Genomic DNA, 20,958 nt, shown 5'->3' on the forward strand with positions numbered 1-20,958 from the left:
TATAGCATTTATTATACATTACATATGAAGTATTCATTTTTAGGTTTACTATTTTTAACACTCCCTGGATTAGGGGCAAAGGCACAGGATACATTGGCGCGAAGTAGCGACTTGCCACAACAAGCCACTTTGCAGCAGTGTGTAGATTATGCTTTACAAAACCAAGCAACTGTGCAACAAGCGCTTATTGATGAAGAAATTGGCAAAAGAGATGTGGCTTCGGCATTGTCCGGATGGTTTCCACAGATTAGTGCTAATGCCAATTATAACTATAACATAAAGATTCCAACAAGTGCTTTTGGCGATCAGGTCGTCAAGATTGGGCAAAAACACACTTCTGCTGCGGTTTTACAGGCCGATCAAAAAATTCTGGATCCATCTTTAATCCAAGCATCAAAAGCAGCTAAATACGTTAAACTGCAGAATGCACAGAATACAGAAAATGCCAAAATTAATATGACCGTAGCGGTAAGTAAAGCTTTTTATGATGTCTTAACCAGCGAAGAGCAAATAAAAATTATAGATGAAAATATCACTCGGATCAAAAAACAACTGAGTGACGCTAACGCTCGGTATGAAACCGGATTGGTGGACAAAACGGATTTCAAGCGTGCACAGATTACCTTAAGCAATACCGAAGCTGAAAAAAAACGGACAGTAGAAATGCTTAAATATAAATATGCGTATCTCAAAGAATTAGTTGGTGTAGATATTAACCATCCGCTAGAACTGTCTTACGATGGAAAACGTATGGAAGAAGAAATGGTTGTCGATACTACCGAAGCACTCCAAATAGAAAGGCGAATTGAATATCAACAGTTATTAACGCAGCAAAACCTGCAGCACATTAATACCCAATACAATAAATGGACATTTCTGCCTAACTTATCTGCCTTTTACAATTATGCATGGGATTGGCGTACAAACAGTGGTTTTTCTTCTCTTTATGATCAGGATTACCCGCGATCTGTTTTTGGCGTAACGCTATCCTTGCCTATCTTTCAAGGAACCAAGCGTATTCAAGAGATTAAAAAGTCGAAATTACAGGAAAAACGAATTGATTGGGATTTAATCAATTTGAAGAATCAATTGAATACCGATTATCAACAGGCAATGGCTACTTATAAATCGAATATGAACGATTGGAAGACAGCTAAAGAGAATGTGGAGTTATCAAAAGAAGTATATAATACCATTAAATTGCAATATGATGAAGGTATCAAAACGTATCTAGATTTAATGACCGCAGAAACAGATCTTAGGACAACACAAATTAACTATTTAAATGCATTGTATGCTGTTCTATCAGGTAAATTGGATGTACAGCAAGCGTTGGGTAATATCACTTTTAATCAGCAATAAAACGAAAAAACATGAATAGAAATTTAATACATTTTTTGGCTATTTTATCTGGGGGCTTCATGTTATCTTCCTGTGGTAATAAAAACCAGCAAGCACAGCAACGTCCAGGTGCAGGAGGTCCAGTACCTGTTGCCATAGCTACCGTTCCAGAAGAGGTTGTTAAAAACGTTAGTAATTTTCCTGGTACGGTGGTAGCCTTAAATCAAACAGAATTACGCGCGGAAGTTAATGGCTATGTTACGGCTATCTTGGTTCCAGACGGTGCTACAGTAACTAAAGGACAAAAACTTTATGAAATTGACCGCACGCGTTATCAAGCAGCGCAAGAACAGGCAAAAGCAAGCTTGACGATAGCGCAGGCAAATTTTACTAAGGTTAGCAAAGATGTTGAACGATACAAGCGTTTGGCAGAACAAGACGCTATTGCCAAACAGACATTAGATTATGCCTTAACGGATTTGAATAATGCGCAAGCACAAGTTACTTCCGCACAAGCAGCATTGACTTCGGCAACCACCGATCTAGATCGATCAGTTATCCGCGCCCCTTTCAATGGTACGGTTGGCATTTCTCAGGTTCGTACTGGAGCTTTGGTTACTGCGGGTTCCACATTGATCAATACGATTTCTTCCACAAATCCTATTGCGGTGGATTTTCCAGTTAATGAACGTTATATTAAACAATTCGTTGATTTACAAAAAAATGGAGCATCAACCCTAAAGGATTCGGTGATTACCTTGCAACTTTCTGGAAACGAAACGTATAGCAAACCGGGTACGATAACAGCAATTGATCGGGCCGTTGATCCTTCCACCGGAACAATTACCGTTCGAGCTTCATTCCAAAATCAAGATAACGCATTGAGAGCGGGAATGAATACCAATGTACTAGTTGCTACTAATTCAACCGCTAAAATGCCGGTTATTCCTTATCAAGCTGTTATTGAGCAATTAGGCGAGTTTAAGGTCTATGTGGTAACAGATAGTAGTACGGTTATATCGCAACCAGTTACGTTGGGAACAAAGATAGCAGACAAGGTTGTAATTAACGAAGGATTAAAATCAGGACAAAAAATTGTCGTTGAAGGAACGCAAAACCTGCAACCCGGTGCGAAGGTTGTTGACCAAAGTGAGGTTGCAAAGCAACAAGCTCCACAAGGGCAAGGACAAGGTTCAAGTAAGAAATAGTTTATAACAAGCAAAACATGATATCTGAAGTATTTATAAAAAGGCCAGTAACAGCAATTGTCATTTCTATACTCCTCGTTATTATAGGTGCAATTGCGATTACGACGCTTCCTATTAGCCAGTATCCCGATATTGCTCCTCCCACTGTAACCGTAACCGGAACGTATACCGGTGCTGATGCAGCAACAGTAGAGCAAACCGTAACTACTCCTGTTGAAAGTCAGATTAATGGTACACCTGGAATGACCTATATGCAATCCAATAGTACTTCCGATGGTCGATCGTCTATCACGGTTACTTTCGATGTAGGTACAGACATTGATATCGCTACTCTCGATGTTCAAAACCGTGTAGGTATTGCAGAACCAGCTCTGCCTGAAGCAGTTAGGCGTTTAGGAATTGTTACCAGAAAAGCCAACAATGATATTTTGATGGTGGCTGGACTGGTATCTCCCAAGGGCACGCATGATGAGAAATTCCTATCAAATTACGTTCAAATCTATGTCAAAGATGCCTTGCTACGTGTTCCGGGTGTTGGGGATGTAACACCTTTTGGACAACCTTTTAGTATGCGGGTATGGTTAGATGCTGATAAGTTGTCCAATTTAAACTTAACTCCTGCAGACATTAATGCCGCTATCCAAGAGCAAAATTTACGTATTCCTGGGGGTAGTGTTGGTGCAAAACCTCAATCTAAATCGCAGGCTTTCGAGTTTAATGTAATCTTAGATGGCGATTTAATTACACCAGATCAATTCAAAGACATTATTGTGAAAACGAATGCCGATGGATCGTTGGTTTATTTAAAAGATGTCGCCCGAATTGAATTGGGAGAATTTGCTTACTCAACTACGTCTAAGGTAAATGGTCAAGTGTCCTCCATGATGATGATTAATCAGATGCCTGGAGGTAATGCAGTAGAAACCGCCGAAGGGATTGAACAAGCATTGGAAACCTTGAAAAAATCATTCCCAGATGACGTGGACTACGTGATCAGTTATGAAACCATCACAATGGTAAAGGCTTCTATCAGTTCGGTTATCCATACCTTAATTGAAGCGCTTGTATTGGTTACCGTTGTTGTGTTCGTGTTTTTACAAAGCTGGCGCGCTACCCTTATTCCGGTATTGGCCATTCCCGTGTCTATTGTTGGTACCTTTATTTTCTTCATATTGCTAGGATTTTCGATCAATACCCTAACGATGCTGGCATTCGTATTGGCCATTGGTATAGTGGTGGATGATGCCATTGTGGTTGTGGAAGCTGTGCAGCACTATATTGATAATGAACATCTTTCCGCTAAGGAGGCGACGAAGAAAGCCATGAGTGATATCACCGCACCAGTTATTGCTATTGCATTAATATTAGCTGCGGTGTTTATTCCGGTAGGGTTCATCCCCGGTATGGTTGGCAAACTATATCAACAATTTGCCATTACTATCGCTGTTTCTGTACTGCTTTCTGCATTCATAGCGCTATCGTTAACACCGGCTCTTTGTTCGCTCATGCTGAAACCGATGAAGTTAGATAAAGATTCAAGGGGACTAGATCGCTTGTTTTACTTATTCAACACGTGGTTTCATCGCATAACGCAGAAATATTCAAAAGGCGTACAATGGTGTATTAAAAAGACACCATTCGTGATGATTATCCTTATCTGTATCTTTGTCGGAACTTACGGTATGTTTACGGCCAAGCCAAGCGGTTTTATTCCGCAAGAAGATGCAGGTATATTCTTCATGGGAATTTCTTTACCAGAGGGAGCTTCTGCAGCCAGAACGAATGAATATTTAGATGAAATAACTCAATATATTCAAAAAGAAATTCCTGAAGTCAAGAATATAACGTCAATCTCGGGAATTAATATCTTGAACCGGGCTTTCAAATCCAGTGCTGCTACTTGCTTTATTCAATTAAAGCCATGGGAGGAACGTCATCGGTCGGTCACGGAAATTACCCAACAACTGATGGGTAAATATATGGCTAATCCTAAAGGTAGCTTGATTGCCGCTTCACCACCACCAATCCCCGGTTTAGGTACAACGGGAGGATTTACTTTGGAAATAGAAGAGCAACAGACTGGTGATGTAAAAGCTTTTGAAGGTGTAGTTGGTAAATTTTTGATGGCGGCTAATCAACGTCCCGAAATTGCAATGGCTTATACCTTATTTAACACGTCAACACCAAATTATAAAGTAGAAGTAAATCGTGAGCAAGCACGGAAAATGGGTGTACCCATTAATGCCGTATATAGCACCATTTCAAACTATTTCGGTAGCAGCTATGTGAACGACTTTGTACTCTATGGCCGTACTTTCCGCGTGGTAACGCAAGCCGACACAAGTTACCGTCAACACATTGAAAACATCAACAATCTGTATGTACAAAATACTAAAGGAATTTCTGTTCCCTTAGGTACATTAGTAAACTATAAGGTTGTTGAAAATCCATCTATCATTAACCACTTTAATATCTTCCGATCTATTGAAATAAGTGGTAATGCTGCTCCCGGTTATAGTAGTGGTGACGCATTGAAAGCATTGGAGGAAGTCGCCGCCCAAACGTTACCGAATGGTTATACAACCAGTTTTGCAGGGCTAAGTTTGCAGGAAAAAGAAGCGGGCAATAAGACGGTTATGATTTTTGCTCTTTGTATTGTCTTCGTCTTCCTCTTACTTGCTGCATTATATGAAAGTTGGTCTGTACCATTCTCCATCTTGATGTCCGTTCCAGTAGGTGTGTTTGGCGCTATTCTCGCACTGACCTTCCTACCCAAACTAGATAACAATATCTATGCACAGATTGGTTTGGTAACCTTAATTGGTCTCGCGGCGAAAAATGCTATTCTGATTGTCGAATTTGCTAAAGAACGGGTAGATATGGGCATGGAATTATTAGCAGCTACCATAGATGCTGTTAAATTAAGGCTCCGACCAATTGTCATGACCTCAATGGCCTTTATCTTGGGTATTATACCATTAATGTTATCTCATGGTGCTGGTGCAATGTCACGGCAAACGATCGGATGGACGGTTTTTGGCGGGATGCTCGCCGCTACACTATTGGCGATATTTATTGTACCTGTACTTTTTGTGCTAATTACTCGATTAGCCTATGGCAAGAAAAAATTAGAAGAACTGCAGGCGAATTACAACCCCGATGATCATAAGGATATGCTACATTCAGAAGATTAAATATAAATAAGTGATCGTAAAAAGGTTGACCGGATAATGGTCAGCCTTTTTTTATGCATTGACATTCTCAAGTATAAACGTGGCCCGCCATCGCATAAAAAAACCCTTGCTTTTTGCAAAGGTTCTTTTTCGTTGGTGCGCGAGAGCAGATTCGAACTGCCACGCCCTTAGGGCGCCACCCCCTCAAGATGGTGCGTCTACCAATTTCGCCACTCGCGCAGGGGTAATCTATTTACACGCTTGGTGCCCGAGGAGGGACTCGAACCCTCAAGAGCTAAGCTCAACGGCTTCTGAGACCGCAACGTTTACCAATTTCGCCACCCGGGCGTGCGTGCAAACTTAGATAATTTTACTTGATATACAAAATAAATAATACATGTATATCCAAGTAAAATTATCGATCTCTACTCTGCCATTGAGGGTTTATTTAGGGCAAAAATATAGCACTTGTATTGGGTTCAATTTTTTTCCTAAACGCTATCGTTATTTAAGCACAAATAACTATTATCAAGAAGACCAATTTACTTTAAAGATATATTAGCGGCAATTTAACACCATTTGCAAGAAAAGGAGACCAGTTGAAATTTACCCGTCTAACACAAGAAGATTATTTGTCCGTAATGTTGTGTTGCCGCATTACCTTCTCATAGATTTTCAGAAACCAAAAAGTAAACTTTTGCGGGTACTGAATAGTAGCTTCTTGCAATGCTTTGTAAGACATCCATTGGTAATCCATAGCCTCTTCCCTATTAATCGTTACCGGGCCATTATAATGTCCAACAAATACATGATCTAATTCATGTTCAATTAATCCATTGGGAAAGTTTGTTTGATAAATAAAAGAAAATAGAAATTGAAGCTTCGCACGAAAGCCCATTTCTTCCACAAGTCTATTTTCAGCCGCTTTCAATGTATCTTCTATAGGTGACGGATGGCTACAGCAGGTATTTGTCCACAAACCACCACTATGGTATTTTTCTAAGGCTCTTCTTTGTAATAACAATTCTCCGCTGTTGTTAAAAATGAATATACTAAAAGCACGATGAAGTACCCCCTTTTTATGGGCTTCCAGTTTTTCCATGCTACCGATTATTTCATCGGCTTCGTTTACTAATATTACTTTTTGCATTAGCTAAGATGGTTACGTACAAAATTCAGCGATTTAAAATTATATAGTCAAAAATTCAGAAAAAATGGTTGTAATAGTGTACGATACGCTGTTGAATGAGTTCCTCTATTTTGATAAAGGGTAAAATAGTGTTCTTCTGGCACTATTACGTCTTGTAGTCCTCTTTTTCGTAAAGAAATAATTTTTCGAAAAGGTGGGCTTTCGACAAAAGATCGTAAGCAAATGGTTTTCTCCAAAACAAGGTCGGTATCTTTTGTCTGTTTTAAGATGTAATCGGCTAAACCAAGCGGTAATACCATTTGTAATGTCCCTCCTATAGTTAACCAATCAATGGCTTTCCGGATTAAATCATCATAAAAGGTAACCGTTGTATGCCGTGCAGTCGACTTACGTCTATCGGTGTTTTGGAGTGCCTGTAGAAAAAAGGGTGGATTGCTAATAATAAGATCATAGCTTTTTGTTGGATGAAAATGTTGAAAAGCGCCGTGATGCGGAAAGACTCGCTCAGAGAAAATCGACTGTTCAAAATTTTTTTTGGATAACATAAAAGAAGGTTCATCAATTTCTATAGCATCAATGATTGCTTTTGGATACCGTTGTGCCAACATCATAGCAATGACTCCTGTACCTGTTCCGATATCCAATATATGTACGGGATCCTTTTTTTCTACTAAAGCTCCTAATAAAATACCATCTGTGTTGATCTTCATGGCACTTCCCTCTTGATCAATCTCAAATTGTTTAAACCTAAATATAGTCGACATAGGGAATTAGAAGGGCTATACGATTGTAAATAGAATAAGGCTACCCTAAAAGCAGGATAGCCTTATATTAGTTAAATAATACTATGCATCAGCAATTCATGCTAGGTAGCCCAAGCCTTATCTCCTTTTTTATAGGGCAAGTTACCATCGTAACGACCTGGAATCATCACATACCGTAATGCTTTTGTTGCCCCCAATTCCGAAGTAAAGAAACCAAGAAGGGTAAGTTGTTTAATCATACCAAAATAATGATTAGGTTCGCCTTCTTTCTTATTCTTATTATATTCTTTAGCTTCTTTATCGATTTCGGTTAACAAAGCAGTTCGATCTTCTTTAGTTAATTCCTGAAAATTTTTACTATACTTATCTTTAGCTGCTTTTTCCAGTTTTCCTAAACCTTCTAGAAAAACTTTTTGATCCTCAGGGGTATAACAATCGCGCACCATTACTGGGATAAATGCGCCCACACCAGCTTCCTTAGCCCCAGGTGATGACGTTTGTGGCAAAATAGTTTCAGCGATATCTCCTAGATAATCTATTTGATCTTCCTGAAATAAGCTCGCTACGTCTTTTGACGCAGGCCGCGTACAGCCCTCTAGGAAGAGATTGGCACCAATAACGGTACCTCCCATAATCCAAGCAACACGGCTTAAGGCCTCTCTTCTATTCATGTTTAATTCGTTTTAACGTTATATTGTATAGTTAATATCCCATCCAGAACGGTAATTCCGTTTAACAAATTGGTTGACGGCATCAAAATTCGTTACCTTCATGGCATTATTATCCCAAACCAATTTAATGTTTCTTCCTGGATACTGATTATCTATGCGCAGATCGGCACCTCTAATAGCTAAGTTAGCCATTAATAAGGCTTCTGTTAGCGGACCAGCAATTTCAAATGGAGAACTTACCGGTTTTTTTCCATAACCTGCTATACAGGCTTCAACCCATTGTGCATAATGTCCGCCTTCTTGGCCCGGTACACGTTCATATTTTTTCGGAACGTTAACGGTTGCTGTCTTTGACGTTGGTAATAAACGTGCATTTTTTCCATAGGTATCAGCTAAGATTTTTCCTTTGGTACCAATAAGCAAAATACCATTACCACCGTCACCATAGATTTCGTTAGGTTCCAACTCTTCAGGACGTTCAGGTTGAATCCCTCCATCCATCCAATGTAACGTTACTGGTCCACTGGTACGCTGCCCCTTAGGAAATGTTAATGTCGCATGGCTGGATGGCGGACAACTTTCAGGGAAATATCCACGTTTAAATTCGTCAACATATACGGTACCAACACTTGCTTGCACATCTTGAACATAATTTAAGCCTAAGACGCTGAATGGCATTTCCAAAAGATGGCAACCCATGTCTCCTAGTGCTCCAGTGCCATAATCCCACCAACCACGCCAGTTAAATGGAACCAATTTATCTACATAATCTTTTTGCGGAGCGGTACCCAACCATAAATTCCAATCCAACTCTTTTGGAATTTCTGCTTTTTGAGTCGGCCATTGTATACCTGAAGGCCAAACAGGTCTGTCTGTCCAACAATATACCGTATGTACATCGCCAATGATACCCGCTTCATACCATTCGCGAGCCTGTCTTGGACCATCATTTGATGCTCCTTGGTTTCCCATTTGCGTCACCACTTTATATTTTTTAGCAGCATCTGTCAGTACACGTGCTTCCCATACATCATGGGTTAGTGGCTTTTGTACATAAACGTGTTTTCCTAACTGCATGGCAGCTAAAGCAATGATCGCATGATTATGATCAGGTGTCGACACGGATACAGCATCAATATGTTTCTGCTCTTTATCTAACATTTCCCTGAAATCTTTGTAGTACTTTGCTTTAGGGAATCTTTTTACAGAAGAAGCTGCTCGTCTATCATCTACATCGCAGAGATAAGCGATATCTGCTTTTCCACTTTCAAAGAAGGCATGGATATCACTCTCGCCCTTACCTCCAGCTCCAATACCTGCCACTTGCAGTTTGTCACTAGGGGCAACGAAGCCTACCCCTCCCAATACGTGTCGGGGAACAATCATAAAACCTGCTGCAGCTAAGGCGCCAGATTTTATGAAGTTCCTTCTTGATTCATTCGTTTTGATCTCCTTTTTTTTATTAGTATCAGACATGGTTTTATAAGCGTTAATTAGATTAAATATTTCCTTTTTTTAATTCTTTTGTGGCGAAATCTACTGCTCTAGCAGTTAACGCCATATAGGTTAATGATGGGTTTACGCAATTAGCAGAGACCATACAGGCACCATCGGTAACAAAAACATTTAGCGCATCCCATACCTGATTGTTCTTATTCAAGACAGAATTTTTCGGACTTGTACCCATTCTTGCTGTACCCATTTCGTGGATACCTTGACCGAAGCCGTACGTATTGTCATAGGTATGAACATCCTTAACACCCGCATTTTCTAACATTTCACGAGCATCTTCCATCATGTCTTTGCGCATTTTCAATTCGTTCTCCTTGATTTCCATGTCCATATTTAGTACCGGTAATCCCCACTTATCTTTCACGTTTTTATCCAACGAAATTTTATTTTCATGATAAGGAAGAATTTCTCCAAAAGCACCCAAGCCAATACTCCATGACCCTGGTTCGCAAAGCTCGTCCTTGAATTCTCCTCCAATGTTCATTTCGGCAATATCTCTACTCCAACCTGATCTGCTCGCTCCTCCTTGATAACCAAAACCACGTATATAATCGCGCTTATCATTACCTACGTTTCTGAATCTGGGAACGTAAATACCATTAGCCCTTCTACCGAAATAATATTTATCTTCATATCCTTCAACCGTCCCACTGGCTCCACAACGGAAATGATGATCCATTGCATTATGCCCTAATTCTCCACTGCTACTACCAAGACCATCAGGCCAAATATCAGTTGCCGAATTCATTAATACCCACGTAGAATTAAAGGCGGAAGCACAAACAAAAACTACTTTTGCAAAATATTCATAGGTCTGATTATTTTGAGCATCTACAATTTCTACACCTTTCGCTTTTTTAGTGTCTTTGTCATAAATGATTTTGGTAACAATAGACCAAGGACGTAAGGTTAAGTTACCTGTTTTCATGGCAGGAGGTAAGGTTGCTGATTGCGTACTGAAATACGCTCCAAAATTACAACCTAACCAGCACTTATTTTGGTATTGGCAGTTTACCCGTCCGTTATGAGGAACCGTTATATTAGCCGTTCTCCCTATAATAAAATTGCGTTCGCCTTTATAGTATTCTTTTACGCGTGCCGCGATATCCTTTTCTACAATATTCATTTCCATAGGAGGCATAAAATCACCATCGGGTAATACAGCCAACCCATCTCGGTTACCACTTATTCCAGCAAACTTTTCAGTATAACTGTACCAAGGCGCAATATCTTTATAACGAATAGGCCAATCCGTGCCATGACCATCCTTTAAATTGGCCTCAAAATCAAGATCACTCCAACGGTAACTTTGACGACCCCACATAAGCGATCTACCTCCTACGTGATAACCTCTATACCAATCAAAGCGTTTGGTCTCTACATAAGGGCTCTCCTTCTCATTTACCCACCAATTTAAATTCATTTCATTTAGTGGGTAATCTCTTTTTAACACTGGATAATCTTCAATCATCTTTTGCGTTCTTCCGCCTCTATGCGGAAAATCCCATGGATTTTTATTCGGAGCGTCATAGTCTTTGACATGCTCAACATTCATACCGCGTTCAAGCATGATGGTTTTCAATCCCTTTTCTGTTAATTCTTTGGCCGCCCAGCCTCCGCTGATACCTGATCCGATTACTATCGCATCATATACATTATCTGCCATAATTGATTGCGTTTATTTTGTTGTTTTAGAATTTTATTTAATTAGTGTCAACATGTTATTCTTCTGATAACGGTTTTGTTGCCGAATTCTTATCTTTAAAGAGAAGGAAGAATAATACCGTTACTAATAAAGCTATTCCTGCTGGAATCAACCAGATACTTTTCCAGTCGTGCGCCTCTGTACCTATCGCGTAAGCATCAACAATGGGGCCTGAAACAAAAGCACCAATCAGCATTCCCACACCGTAAGTTCCTAGGGTAACTAAACCTTGAGCCGCCGATTTAAACTTCTCTCCTGCCAAATTATCCGTATAGATTTGCCCTGTAACGAAGAAAAAGTCATAACAGATTCCATGGAGGGCAATACCGATGATTAACATCCAATAATTGGCACCCGCATCGCCATAAGCAAATAAAGCGTAACGCAGTGCCCAGGCAATCATTCCGATAGCTAACATCTTCTTCACGCCTAATCGAATGAAAAATACCGGGATCAATAACATAAACAATGTCTCCGATACCTGGCCTAACGATTGTACCCCTGCAGCGGCTTTCATTCCTGCCTCATTGAAAAACTGATTGGCAAATGTGTAATAAAACTGTAGTGGAATACAAATTGCAATGGATGAGATAAAAAACAATAAATAAGATTTATTAGCGAGTAAACGTAACGCATCTAAACCTAAAATCTCGCTGACAGAAGTTTTTTCATCCTTTTTCAGCGGTGGAGTAGCTGGTAAGGTAAAGCTGAAAATTCCTAATAAAAATGAGCCTCCAGCTGCCATTTTAAATGTTAAGGCAAGTTGATTGTTTTGCTCCCAGCCAAGCCAGCCGATTACAAGACCTGCGATAATCCAGCCGATGGTGCCTAAAACGCGAATAGTAGAAAATTCTTTACTTGGATCTTTCATTTGTCTGAAAGATATGGAATTGACTAGCGCAAGGGTTGGCATATATAAAATCATATATACCACAATGATAGGAAAAAGTCGATCAAAACTGATGGATGACGACGCCAACCATAATAATGCCCCTCCAATAAGATGGAGAACACCTAAAATTTTTTGTGCAGAAAAAAATTTATCTGCTATAAGACCAATAATGAAAGGCGCAATGATTGCACCGATTGATTGAGTAAGGAAAGCTAGACTGGTCTGAAATCCTGTAGTCCCTAAATTTTTACTAAGGAATGTTCCTAATGTGACGAACCATGCGCCCCAGATGAAAAATTCCAGGAACATCATGAAGGATAATTTGGCACGAGTAATCGAGTTCATAAGACGGGTTTACAATAAGATTTTGGTCGTGTTTGTATAAAAGTTAATTTAGTCATTATTAAAATGCATTAGTTTTACCTAACAAGCTTTTCCATTCAAAGCTGCCAGTCTTTGGTTTACTCCTCTTCGAAAGCCAAAGAAAATTTACTAAATGTAGGCGATTTTTTAAAAAAACCAAAATACTGCTTTATTTTCTTTTAACTTTTATAGAGGTGCTTCGACTATCACTTTTGACAGTCATTATGAAGTATTTAGCATAACTGATTGATTATCAGTCTGTACATATTACACTAAGTGATGGATGTTTCTCCAAAGAAAATGTTTTATAACATTTTGGTTATAGAGCTTCCTTATAAAATAAACAAACCTGTAGAGCGAACTATTCTACAGGTTTGTTTTGCTAAATCGTTTTTTATTATTGCCTACTATTGTAATTGGGTGCTTCTTTGGTAATCGTGATGTCATGCGGATGGCTTTCGCGCATACTTGCGGCACTAATCTTCACAAATTTCGCTGTTTGTAATTGCTCAATGGTTGCTGCCCCACAATAATGCATTCCAGCTCGTAGACCTCCAATATATTGGTAAACAATTTCGGCTAGTGTTCCCTTATAAGGGACTCTACCAACAATACCTTCCGGAACAAGCTTGGTGACTACATCGGTTTCATCCTGAAAATACCGATCTTTAGAACCTTTGGCCATTGCATCAACGGACCCCATACCTCGGTAAGATTTAAATTTTCGGCCTTCATAGATAATGGTTTCACCGGGCGACTCTTCTACTCCAGCGAATAGCGATCCTGCCATTATCGTACTGGCACCAGCAGCAATTGCTTTTACAATATCCCCAGTTTGTTTAATACCACCATCAGCAATTACGGGTACACCGCTTCCTTTCAATGCTTTTGCACATTCAAATACAGCATACAACTGGGGTACACCTACGCCCGCCACAATTCTTGTTGTACAGATAGAACCTGGCCCTATACCTACTTTAACCGCATCAGCTCCGGCCTTGGCCAAGGCGATAGCTGCTTCAGCAGTAGCAATATTGCCAGCTATCACCTGTAGATCAGGATATGCTTGTTTAACTTTTTTAACCATATCGATCACTCCCTTAGAGTGGCCGTGTGCCGTATCGACAGTAACGACATCAACACCTGCTTTTACTAATTCTGCTACCCTTTCCAAATTATCAGCAGCTACACCAACTGCAGCGCCCACCAATAATCGTCCATGCTTATCCTTTGCGGCATTTGGAAAATGCTTAAACTTCTGAATATCTTTAAAGGTGATCAAGCCCGCCAACTTGCCGTCGCTATTCACCACAGGCAATTTTTCAATTTTGTGCGATTGCAGAATCTCTTCTGCTTTTAAAAGAGTGGTACCAATTGGTGCTACGACAAGATTATCTTTGGACATGAATTCGCGAATGGGGCGTTCCATATTTTTCTGGAAACGGAGATCACGATTGGTAACAATACCAATTAGTTTCCGTTCTTGATCGACCACCGGTATCCCTCCAATTTTATTTTCCTTCATGATATTTAGGGCATCTTTCACCAAAGCTTCCTGATGTAGTGTAACCGGATCTTGAATCATGCCACTTTCTGAACGCTTGACTTTTCGGACTTCATTCGCCTGTGCATCTATACCCATGTTCTTATGCAGAATACCTATTCCTCCAGCCTGTGCTAAAGCAATAGCTAGATCGGCTTCGGTAACCGTATCCATTGCGGCAGAAATCAAAGGGATATTCAGACGGATTTTTTTCGTCAATTGCGTACTGGTATCTACGTCGCGCGGTAGTACTTCAGAGTAAGCAGGAATTAATAACACATCATCGTAGGTGAGACCTTCTGCTACGAATTTTTCTGGATCTAAATGCATGGCAAATATGTATAGGGGTTACTATTTGCCGGGCAAATATACGACTATTATTGGTATTTCTGTTAAATAAAATAGCTATTTTGTAAGTAAAAAGTAATTTATCAGTACTTCCCAATACAGACAGCAACTCTTTAAGGTGAAAATTGAGCAGAATAGAATTTCTCTGTTGAGCAATTACTCTTCCTATAATTGTTCTTTAACGCCTTTGTTATATACCAAGGTGTGGCCAAGTGCCTACCAAATTCTATATTAACATAAAAATAATAGGTAAAAAATAAGGATATAAATCGGAAATAATTCGCTTTTATCCGAATGATGTCCGAACAAGGTCCGAACAAAGTCCTAATAAGGTCCGACTTAATTCCTATTTAATTCAGAAATTGGTAGGAAGTAAAACCCTAGTTCTCTGGTACCAAAGCTAAGTGAATGCATGTATAATTATAAGTCGACCGAGGCAATTGTTCTCCAAAAAATAATGTTTACCTTTGCACCCTTCTTGGAGTGCAGTTGATGTGAAATGTTCGATTCACCCAGTGTCGGCAGAAGGCACTAAAAACTAATAAAGCCGCAGGATATTTGCTAGATACTTTAGTACGATGTACTAAATACTATTATATATACATGAACGATTTAAAAGCAGAAATAGGTAAACGTAGAATATTCGGTATAATTAGTCACCCTGATGCCGGAAAAACAACCTTGACGGAAAAATTACTCTTATTCGGAGGAGCCATACAGAAAGCTGGAACTGTAAAGCGGAATAAAGCGGAGAAAACGGCAACTTCCGATTTCATGGAAATTGAGAAGCAACGGGGTATTTCTGTAGCTACGTCGGTCATGGGTTTTTCTTATAAAGGGTGTCAAATCAACATCTTGGATACACCAGGGCACAAGGATTTTGCAGAAGATACTTATCGTACATTAACGGCGGTAGATTCTGTTATATTAGTTATTGATTGTGTAAAAGGCGTAGAAGAACAGACGAGGAAGTTAATGCATGTCTGTCGGATGCGTCACATTCCGGTAATGGTATTCATCAATAAAATGGATCGGGAGGGAAAAGACCCTTTTGATTTATTGGAAGAGATTGAGAAAGAACTTAACATTTCTACGCGCCCGCTCAGCTGGCCGATAGGTATTGGAAGTACTTTTGCTGGCGTTTACCATCTTTATAAAAAACAGTTGAAGCTCTTCAGTGGCAACTATAAAAAACAAATTGCCCATGACTATATTCAGCTGGAAGACATTTCAAGCAAGGAGCTCGAAAATCAAGTAGGCGAAAACGCTGCTCAGAAATTGCGTGAAGAAGCAGAATTGGTAGAAGGTGTATATGAGCCTTTTGATCTTGCACTTTACCGTTCTGGTTATCTAGCACCGGTTTTCTTTGGTAGTGCTATTAATAATTTTGGTATTGAAGAATTATTAGACACGTTTATTGAAATAGCGCCCAGTCCGCAACCTCGGGAAACAGATAAACGAATCGTAAACCCAGAAGAAGACAAATTCTCTGGATTTATATTTAAAATTCATGCAAATCTGGATCCCAATCATCGGGATAGAATTGCATTTTGTCGGATATGTTCCGGAAAATTTGAACGAAACAAGTTCTATCAGCATATCCGGCTAGGAAAAAAATTAAAGTTCTCCTCTCCCACCAGCTTTATGGCTGATGCCAAAAGCTTGGTAGAGGAAGCTTGGCCAGGAGATGTTATCGGGCTATATGATGCGGGTAATTTTAAGATTGGCGATACCTTAACAGAAGGTGAACAAATGCGTTACATGGGTATCCCTAGTTTCTCTCCTGAAATATTTAAAGAACTGGAAAACACCGATCCAATGAAAACCAAGCAATTGGAGAAAGGCATTAGTCAGCTAGTGGATGAGGGTGTTGCTCAATTATTTGTGCAAAACCTGGGAAGTAGGAAGTTTGTGGGAACAGTTGGCGAGCTTCAGTTTGAAGTGATCAAGTTCCGTCTATTACATGAATATGGAGCTTCCTGCAACTTTAGGGCAATAAGTTTTACCAAGGCCAGTTGGATTAGTTCTGAAAAAACAGAGCAATTGGAACGATTGAAACGGTCTCAGGCTAATCGGATTGCTTACGATAAAGAGGACCGACCAGTCTATCTTTCCAATTCTAAATGGGATATTGAATCCACTATGCGGGAATATCCTGACATTGTTTTTCACGAGACCAGTGAATACTAAAATCTAGGTTAAGGTCGAAGAAATAGAAGACAACAACGTCTTGATAACTTCCATGTAAAACCCATCAAAAGTTGGAAGCCGATCGCATATTAATACATGTTTGGTTTGTTAAATTGGAGTTTTCTGAAAAGAATTTTTCCAATCATTAGCGTAAGCTAGAATAACTATAGAATTGCAGGGAACCGTTTCCTTTTACACGGATGGTATCCGTATGGCTTTGGCCATCACTGCTGGTTAATTGTATAAGCAGTTTATTCTCCCCTGGCTTAAGCGGTACGCGCGTATAAGCTATCTGACTGGGCAAAGATTGCCAATTTCGCGTATCTGCCTTTTCTGATAAAAGCCCATATAACTGCACGCCGAAGCCTAAACCTTCCAGCAATGCATTATCTTTCCCATTTTTACCGGTACCTTTAGCCGTTTCTTTAAGCACATATTCGGCCCCTTTTTTTACGGCCAAACGGGTTAAAGTGGTTCCTAATTCTTTGGCGAACCGTTGTTTTAGCGTGGTTACGGCCAACTCATTGATATCTTCTGCTTTCTCAAAATAATACGTGCTGCTATCTAATTTCAGCTCAGCATCGGTGTAGTAAGGTAGCTTGGAAACGTATTTTGGTAACGCAATATGAACGCTATGGATATCATTTAGATTAAAGGAACCTGCTGCATGGCGATCTAACGGAATAAAAATCGTTCCCGTAGCATTCGTGAAGACGAAATCTCCATCATCTCCCTTTATAAGAGAAAAGATAATATCTTCCTGTTCTTTGATCGGTGCAAGTCCATTTTCCCAGAACAGCACCAATTCACCGCCGGGTCCTGGTGTATAGTGCGTATAAGACGTATGGAATTTTTTTTCAAAGTACTGCAATTCGGAATGGAAGCCATTTAAATAGGCCATACGCATGACATCATATTTTAAGCTACTTGGTAAAGGCGTTCCATAATAGGTACTGTCATCAGATTTTAAATAGGTTTCAACAGCGTTTCGATAAGCAATAAAGGCATTGTTCACATCACCATCGCGTTCATAGATGAGTCCTTGTAACATTAAAGAAAACGCATCGGTAGAATACCTGTTCTTTCGGTTGTTATATTTATCCGTTTGTTCTTGGGACTGTAAGGTTATGCGCCTCGCTTCTACAATTGCGTCTTCTGTATTATGGAGATATATATAATTAAGTGCTTTGTAGTAATGCAGCATAAACTTTTCAAAATCCTCTCCTTTATAGTTTTGGTTCATAGGATTGACAAGTGCCCCAACAACAGCGTCCTTGGCATTGCTTAGTCCGATTTCGAGTAAACGGTCTGCTTCGTTAAGGTAACGGTTACTTGCCTCATATTCTCCATTAAGCTGGCTGACTCGCCCCATTTCCATAAGGTATAGTAGCTTGTTCCTCGGTTTTTTTAATAAAGCGTTTTTAGTTAGATCCTGTTCAGCCGCTTGGTAATCACCAGCTGCTATTTTCTGATAGTAAGATGCTACCCTATTATGATAACTGGCACAACCAAACATCAAAAATATAACCCCGGGCAAGATCCATATTTTTGATGTTTTAAAATATTGTTTGTTCATATCAGGGTCGATGTGCAGATTAATTTTTTACGTATTTTGCTATTTTCTTATCGCCAATCCAAACGACCTCATTTGTTTGGATATCGGTAAGTTCTAGATCTACTTGATAATAAACTACTTTCTGCTTTTTATGTGCATCGACTATGGAATTAATGGAACCTTGTAAAATATAATCTGCACCGTTTTCTAAACCAAATTTTTTCATGGTTGACAAGGATGCATTTTCCTGTTGATCAGCTTTCTCTGCACGTAATTCTTCCCGCTTTTTCCCTCCTTGTACTAACCTTACCCGTTGCGATTGTATAAATGCACGTTCCACATCTTTTACAAAGGTTTCAGCGTCAATGTGTTCATGACTTTTATTTTGCATGAGCCCAACGATGACGGTAGGCTTTTTGCCTCCATTCTTTTCCAGATGGTCACCTAACCACGATGCGCCCAATATTGTTTTGGTCATTTCATCGGCAACCATTCGCGAATCGGAATTATTCCAGTTACCACTAATGTCAATAGTCTCTTCCGGACTAACCCGAGTTACCTGCCGCGCGCAGGAAAAGCAAATAATACATAAAGCAGCAAATAGTGCTGGAGATATTAGACGTTTGAATTTCATATTTTATGGAGTTTTTATTTTTAATTTAGCATATAACCGCAACGATACGGATAAATTATCCATCATCCCGTTATTTTAAAATGATTCATAGAAGGAGAACCAGAAGTAAGGTTTTACCACCAATATCCTCCGGTATTAATGCCGATATAGGGAGACCATCCCCAGTGACTGTGCCTACCACCCCAATAACTAAATCCAATAGAAGGATAAAACCAATTGTCGTATCCATAATAAGGATTAGCCATTCTTTCCTGATGCCTTCTTTCCCGTCTTAAAGCTTTACGCTCCTGTTTGGCTTCGTACCAATCATAGGCCTTGTACGTTTGTTGATAAGTAGTCCCCTGTCCAGCCAACAGAGAATCACTTATGGCTTGATAACGTGCCGCACTTTTAGCCGCATTGGGGTTCTGATCTGGATCTTCTTGCGCATGTAATGTTAATGCAGCAAGTAAACCTATTAAAAAAAGATAACTAATTTTTTTCTTCATGGTAAAAAAATTAACAGCGCAAAACTATTGATTTTAACGCATATTTTTCTTTTTCTGTGTCAAATCCATTGCCAAGTTTTGCATTATGTTAGCTATTTGACAATACAAATACAGAAAGGATTAATCAGTATGTTCTTTATGGCTATCAGATAAATTGCTGAAGAGGACATAAACATGCGATTCTAATCCTAGTGGAGTCGTCATCCCGACCATATCCAACTAAATCTACATTAACTTTACCGCAATTTCTATATCCTTCATATAAACTAGATGCCTTTCCAAAAGTCATTTTCTTTTCTATAAACCCAAAAATACCATATGTGCAGGAATATCTCCCGTTTCGAACGTGTCAATTAATTTTCCGTTGGCACTAAAACGATATAGTGTTCCAGGTGTTACATAATTCTTGGCATCGGTTAAATAAATATCTTTTGAATGTGGGTCAACGGCAATACCGTAGGGCAAGGCGATTTCCTTCTCTGTTCCATCGGTTATATAAGGCATTCCTTGATGGGAATCAGCTAATGCATACCATTGGTAGCTAATTGTGTTCTTTTGCGTCTGATAGTTCCATTCACTGCTATATGTATAGATGTTATCCTGATCAATCCAAAAGTTACTTACCGCTTTATTAAACGTATAACTGACCTCTTCCGTTTTTGTATTTATCATAAAGAAATTAGCTTGTTTTCCCTGATAATCGCCTCTCGAGTTTACCCATATGTTTCCATAGCGATCAGCTTTAAGCTGATCTAAGTTGATTCCAACCTCAATTCGTTTGATTTCTTTAAAAGCATCTAAATTAATTACCGACACCGTGTGTTCATAGTTGGAAGGATTATAACCACCCGAATTGGCGACGTAAAGTTTACGACCAACAACAGCCAGGCCTTCGGGTTGTCGACCAACAGTCACTTCTCGGGTTACCATTAACGTCGTCGTATCGATTTCTACTACCTCTCCATATGGAGAATTGGAATCTAAATCGATCTTGCTATTATAAGAACTTACATACGCTTTACCCTGGTCAAATGCAATATAGCGACAGTTAAGTACTTCGATTTGTTTGATGCGTTTTGCCGTGTGTACATCCAATACTTCCACTTTATTCGATGCATTGACAACCACATACAATTTACTTCCATATAATTGAATATCATTTCCCACATCCCCTAGTCCCAAAACTACTTCTGGATTGGCTCTTTTAAATACATCACGTTCATAAATACCGGTGGTAAAATCGTAGAAATCTAAGGAGGCCTTATTCATTGACATATTGCCTTCATTTAATAAGTATAGGCCTTTTGTAAAGGTGAATCCCTCCTCGGTTGAAGGTACAGTATCTTTTCTACAGGCTACCAGAAAGCTTATGCAGATGCTCAGCCAAAAGAAGGAACCGCAACGACGCTTATGCATAAAAA

Annotated in this window: 15 protein-coding genes and 2 tRNA genes; 4 read left to right on the plus strand and 13 right to left on the minus strand. The window is 39.5% G+C overall.

Annotated features, from left to right (window positions below; translation table 11 throughout):
• Positions 1 to 24 precede the first annotated feature (24 nt).
• The 3 genes from ABD930_RS07560 to ABD930_RS07570 are packed head-to-tail and all read left to right on the plus strand — an operon-like array spanning position 25 to position 5,743.
• Complete coding sequence (locus ABD930_RS07560; protein WP_345231113.1) at positions 25 to 1,362, plus strand: TolC family protein; 1,338 nt, start codon at positions 25 to 27, stop codon at positions 1,360 to 1,362.
• An 11-nt stretch (positions 1,363 to 1,373) separates the two neighbouring features.
• Entirely contained in the window at positions 1,374 to 2,549 is a 1,176-nt protein-coding gene (locus ABD930_RS07565) for an efflux RND transporter periplasmic adaptor subunit (protein ID WP_345231114.1), read from the plus strand.
• Between the two features lie 17 nt (positions 2,550 to 2,566).
• Positions 2,567 to 5,743, plus strand: coding sequence for an efflux RND transporter permease subunit (locus ABD930_RS07570; protein ID WP_345231115.1), 3,177 nt, complete (start codon positions 2,567 to 2,569; stop codon positions 5,741 to 5,743).
• Positions 5,744 to 5,876: 133 nt separating this feature from the next.
• On the opposite strand, the gene ABD930_RS07575 is transcribed toward ABD930_RS07570, so the two are convergent.
• The 9 genes from ABD930_RS07575 to guaB form a co-directional block, all read right to left on the minus strand.
• Positions 5,877 to 5,962 (minus strand) — tRNA-Leu (locus tag ABD930_RS07575).
• 22 nt (positions 5,963 to 5,984) lie between these two features.
• Positions 5,985 to 6,070 (minus strand) — tRNA-Leu (locus tag ABD930_RS07580).
• A gap of 280 nt (positions 6,071 to 6,350) precedes the next feature.
• A complete protein-coding gene (gene idi, locus ABD930_RS07585; protein WP_345231116.1) occupies positions 6,351 to 6,872 on the minus strand; it encodes an isopentenyl-diphosphate Delta-isomerase in 522 nt (173 codons plus the stop codon).
• Between the two features lie 47 nt (positions 6,873 to 6,919).
• Complete coding sequence (locus ABD930_RS07590; protein ID WP_345231117.1) at positions 6,920 to 7,636, minus strand: tRNA1(Val) (adenine(37)-N6)-methyltransferase; 717 nt, start codon at positions 7,634 to 7,636, stop codon at positions 6,920 to 6,922.
• A gap of 101 nt (positions 7,637 to 7,737) precedes the next feature.
• Positions 7,738 to 8,307: a gluconate 2-dehydrogenase subunit 3 family protein gene (locus ABD930_RS07595; protein ID WP_345231118.1), complete on the minus strand. Its 570-nt coding sequence runs from the start codon at positions 8,305 to 8,307 to the stop codon at positions 7,738 to 7,740.
• 18 nt (positions 8,308 to 8,325) lie between these two features.
• On the minus strand, positions 8,326 to 9,783 hold the full coding sequence (locus tag ABD930_RS07600; protein ID WP_345231119.1) for a Gfo/Idh/MocA family protein: 1,458 nt from the start codon (positions 9,781 to 9,783) through the stop codon (positions 8,326 to 8,328).
• A 22-nt stretch (positions 9,784 to 9,805) separates the two neighbouring features.
• Complete coding sequence (locus ABD930_RS07605; protein ID WP_345231120.1) at positions 9,806 to 11,485, minus strand: GMC oxidoreductase; 1,680 nt, start codon at positions 11,483 to 11,485, stop codon at positions 9,806 to 9,808.
• A 55-nt stretch (positions 11,486 to 11,540) separates the two neighbouring features.
• Entirely contained in the window at positions 11,541 to 12,761 is a 1,221-nt protein-coding gene (locus tag ABD930_RS07610) for a nucleoside permease (RefSeq protein WP_345231121.1), read from the minus strand.
• A 415-nt stretch (positions 12,762 to 13,176) separates the two neighbouring features.
• Positions 13,177 to 14,652 (minus strand): IMP dehydrogenase, encoded by a 1,476-nt coding sequence (gene guaB / locus ABD930_RS07615; protein WP_345231122.1) that lies wholly within the window; start codon positions 14,650 to 14,652, stop codon positions 13,177 to 13,179.
• A gap of 621 nt (positions 14,653 to 15,273) precedes the next feature.
• Between guaB and ABD930_RS07620 the strand changes: the two genes are divergently transcribed.
• The gene (locus ABD930_RS07620; RefSeq protein WP_345231123.1) at positions 15,274 to 16,860 is read left to right on the plus strand and encodes a peptide chain release factor 3; all 1,587 of its coding nucleotides are present in this window, start codon (positions 15,274 to 15,276) and stop codon (positions 16,858 to 16,860) included.
• A gap of 145 nt (positions 16,861 to 17,005) precedes the next feature.
• Here ABD930_RS07620 and ABD930_RS07625 read toward each other — a convergent pair whose 3' ends face one another.
• The 4 genes from ABD930_RS07625 to ABD930_RS07640 form a co-directional block, all read right to left on the minus strand.
• Positions 17,006 to 18,436, minus strand: a complete 1,431-nt coding sequence (locus ABD930_RS07625; protein ID WP_345231124.1) for a COG3014 family protein — start codon at positions 18,434 to 18,436, stop codon at positions 17,006 to 17,008.
• Positions 18,437 to 18,455: 19 nt separating this feature from the next.
• Positions 18,456 to 19,049 (minus strand): penicillin-binding protein activator LpoB, encoded by a 594-nt coding sequence (locus ABD930_RS07630; RefSeq protein ID WP_345231125.1) that lies wholly within the window; start codon positions 19,047 to 19,049, stop codon positions 18,456 to 18,458.
• 113 nt (positions 19,050 to 19,162) lie between these two features.
• On the minus strand, positions 19,163 to 19,537 hold the full coding sequence (locus tag ABD930_RS07635; protein WP_345231126.1) for a hypothetical protein: 375 nt from the start codon (positions 19,535 to 19,537) through the stop codon (positions 19,163 to 19,165).
• Between the two features lie 297 nt (positions 19,538 to 19,834).
• The gene (locus ABD930_RS07640) at positions 19,835 to 20,953 is read right to left on the minus strand and encodes a YncE family protein (protein ID WP_345231127.1); all 1,119 of its coding nucleotides are present in this window, start codon (positions 20,951 to 20,953) and stop codon (positions 19,835 to 19,837) included.
• Between the last annotated feature and the right edge of the window lie 5 nt (positions 20,954 to 20,958).

It is taken from the genome of Olivibacter ginsenosidimutans (assembly GCF_039542865.1).
Taxonomy (GTDB): Bacteria; Bacteroidota; Bacteroidia; order Sphingobacteriales; family Sphingobacteriaceae; genus Olivibacter; species Olivibacter ginsenosidimutans.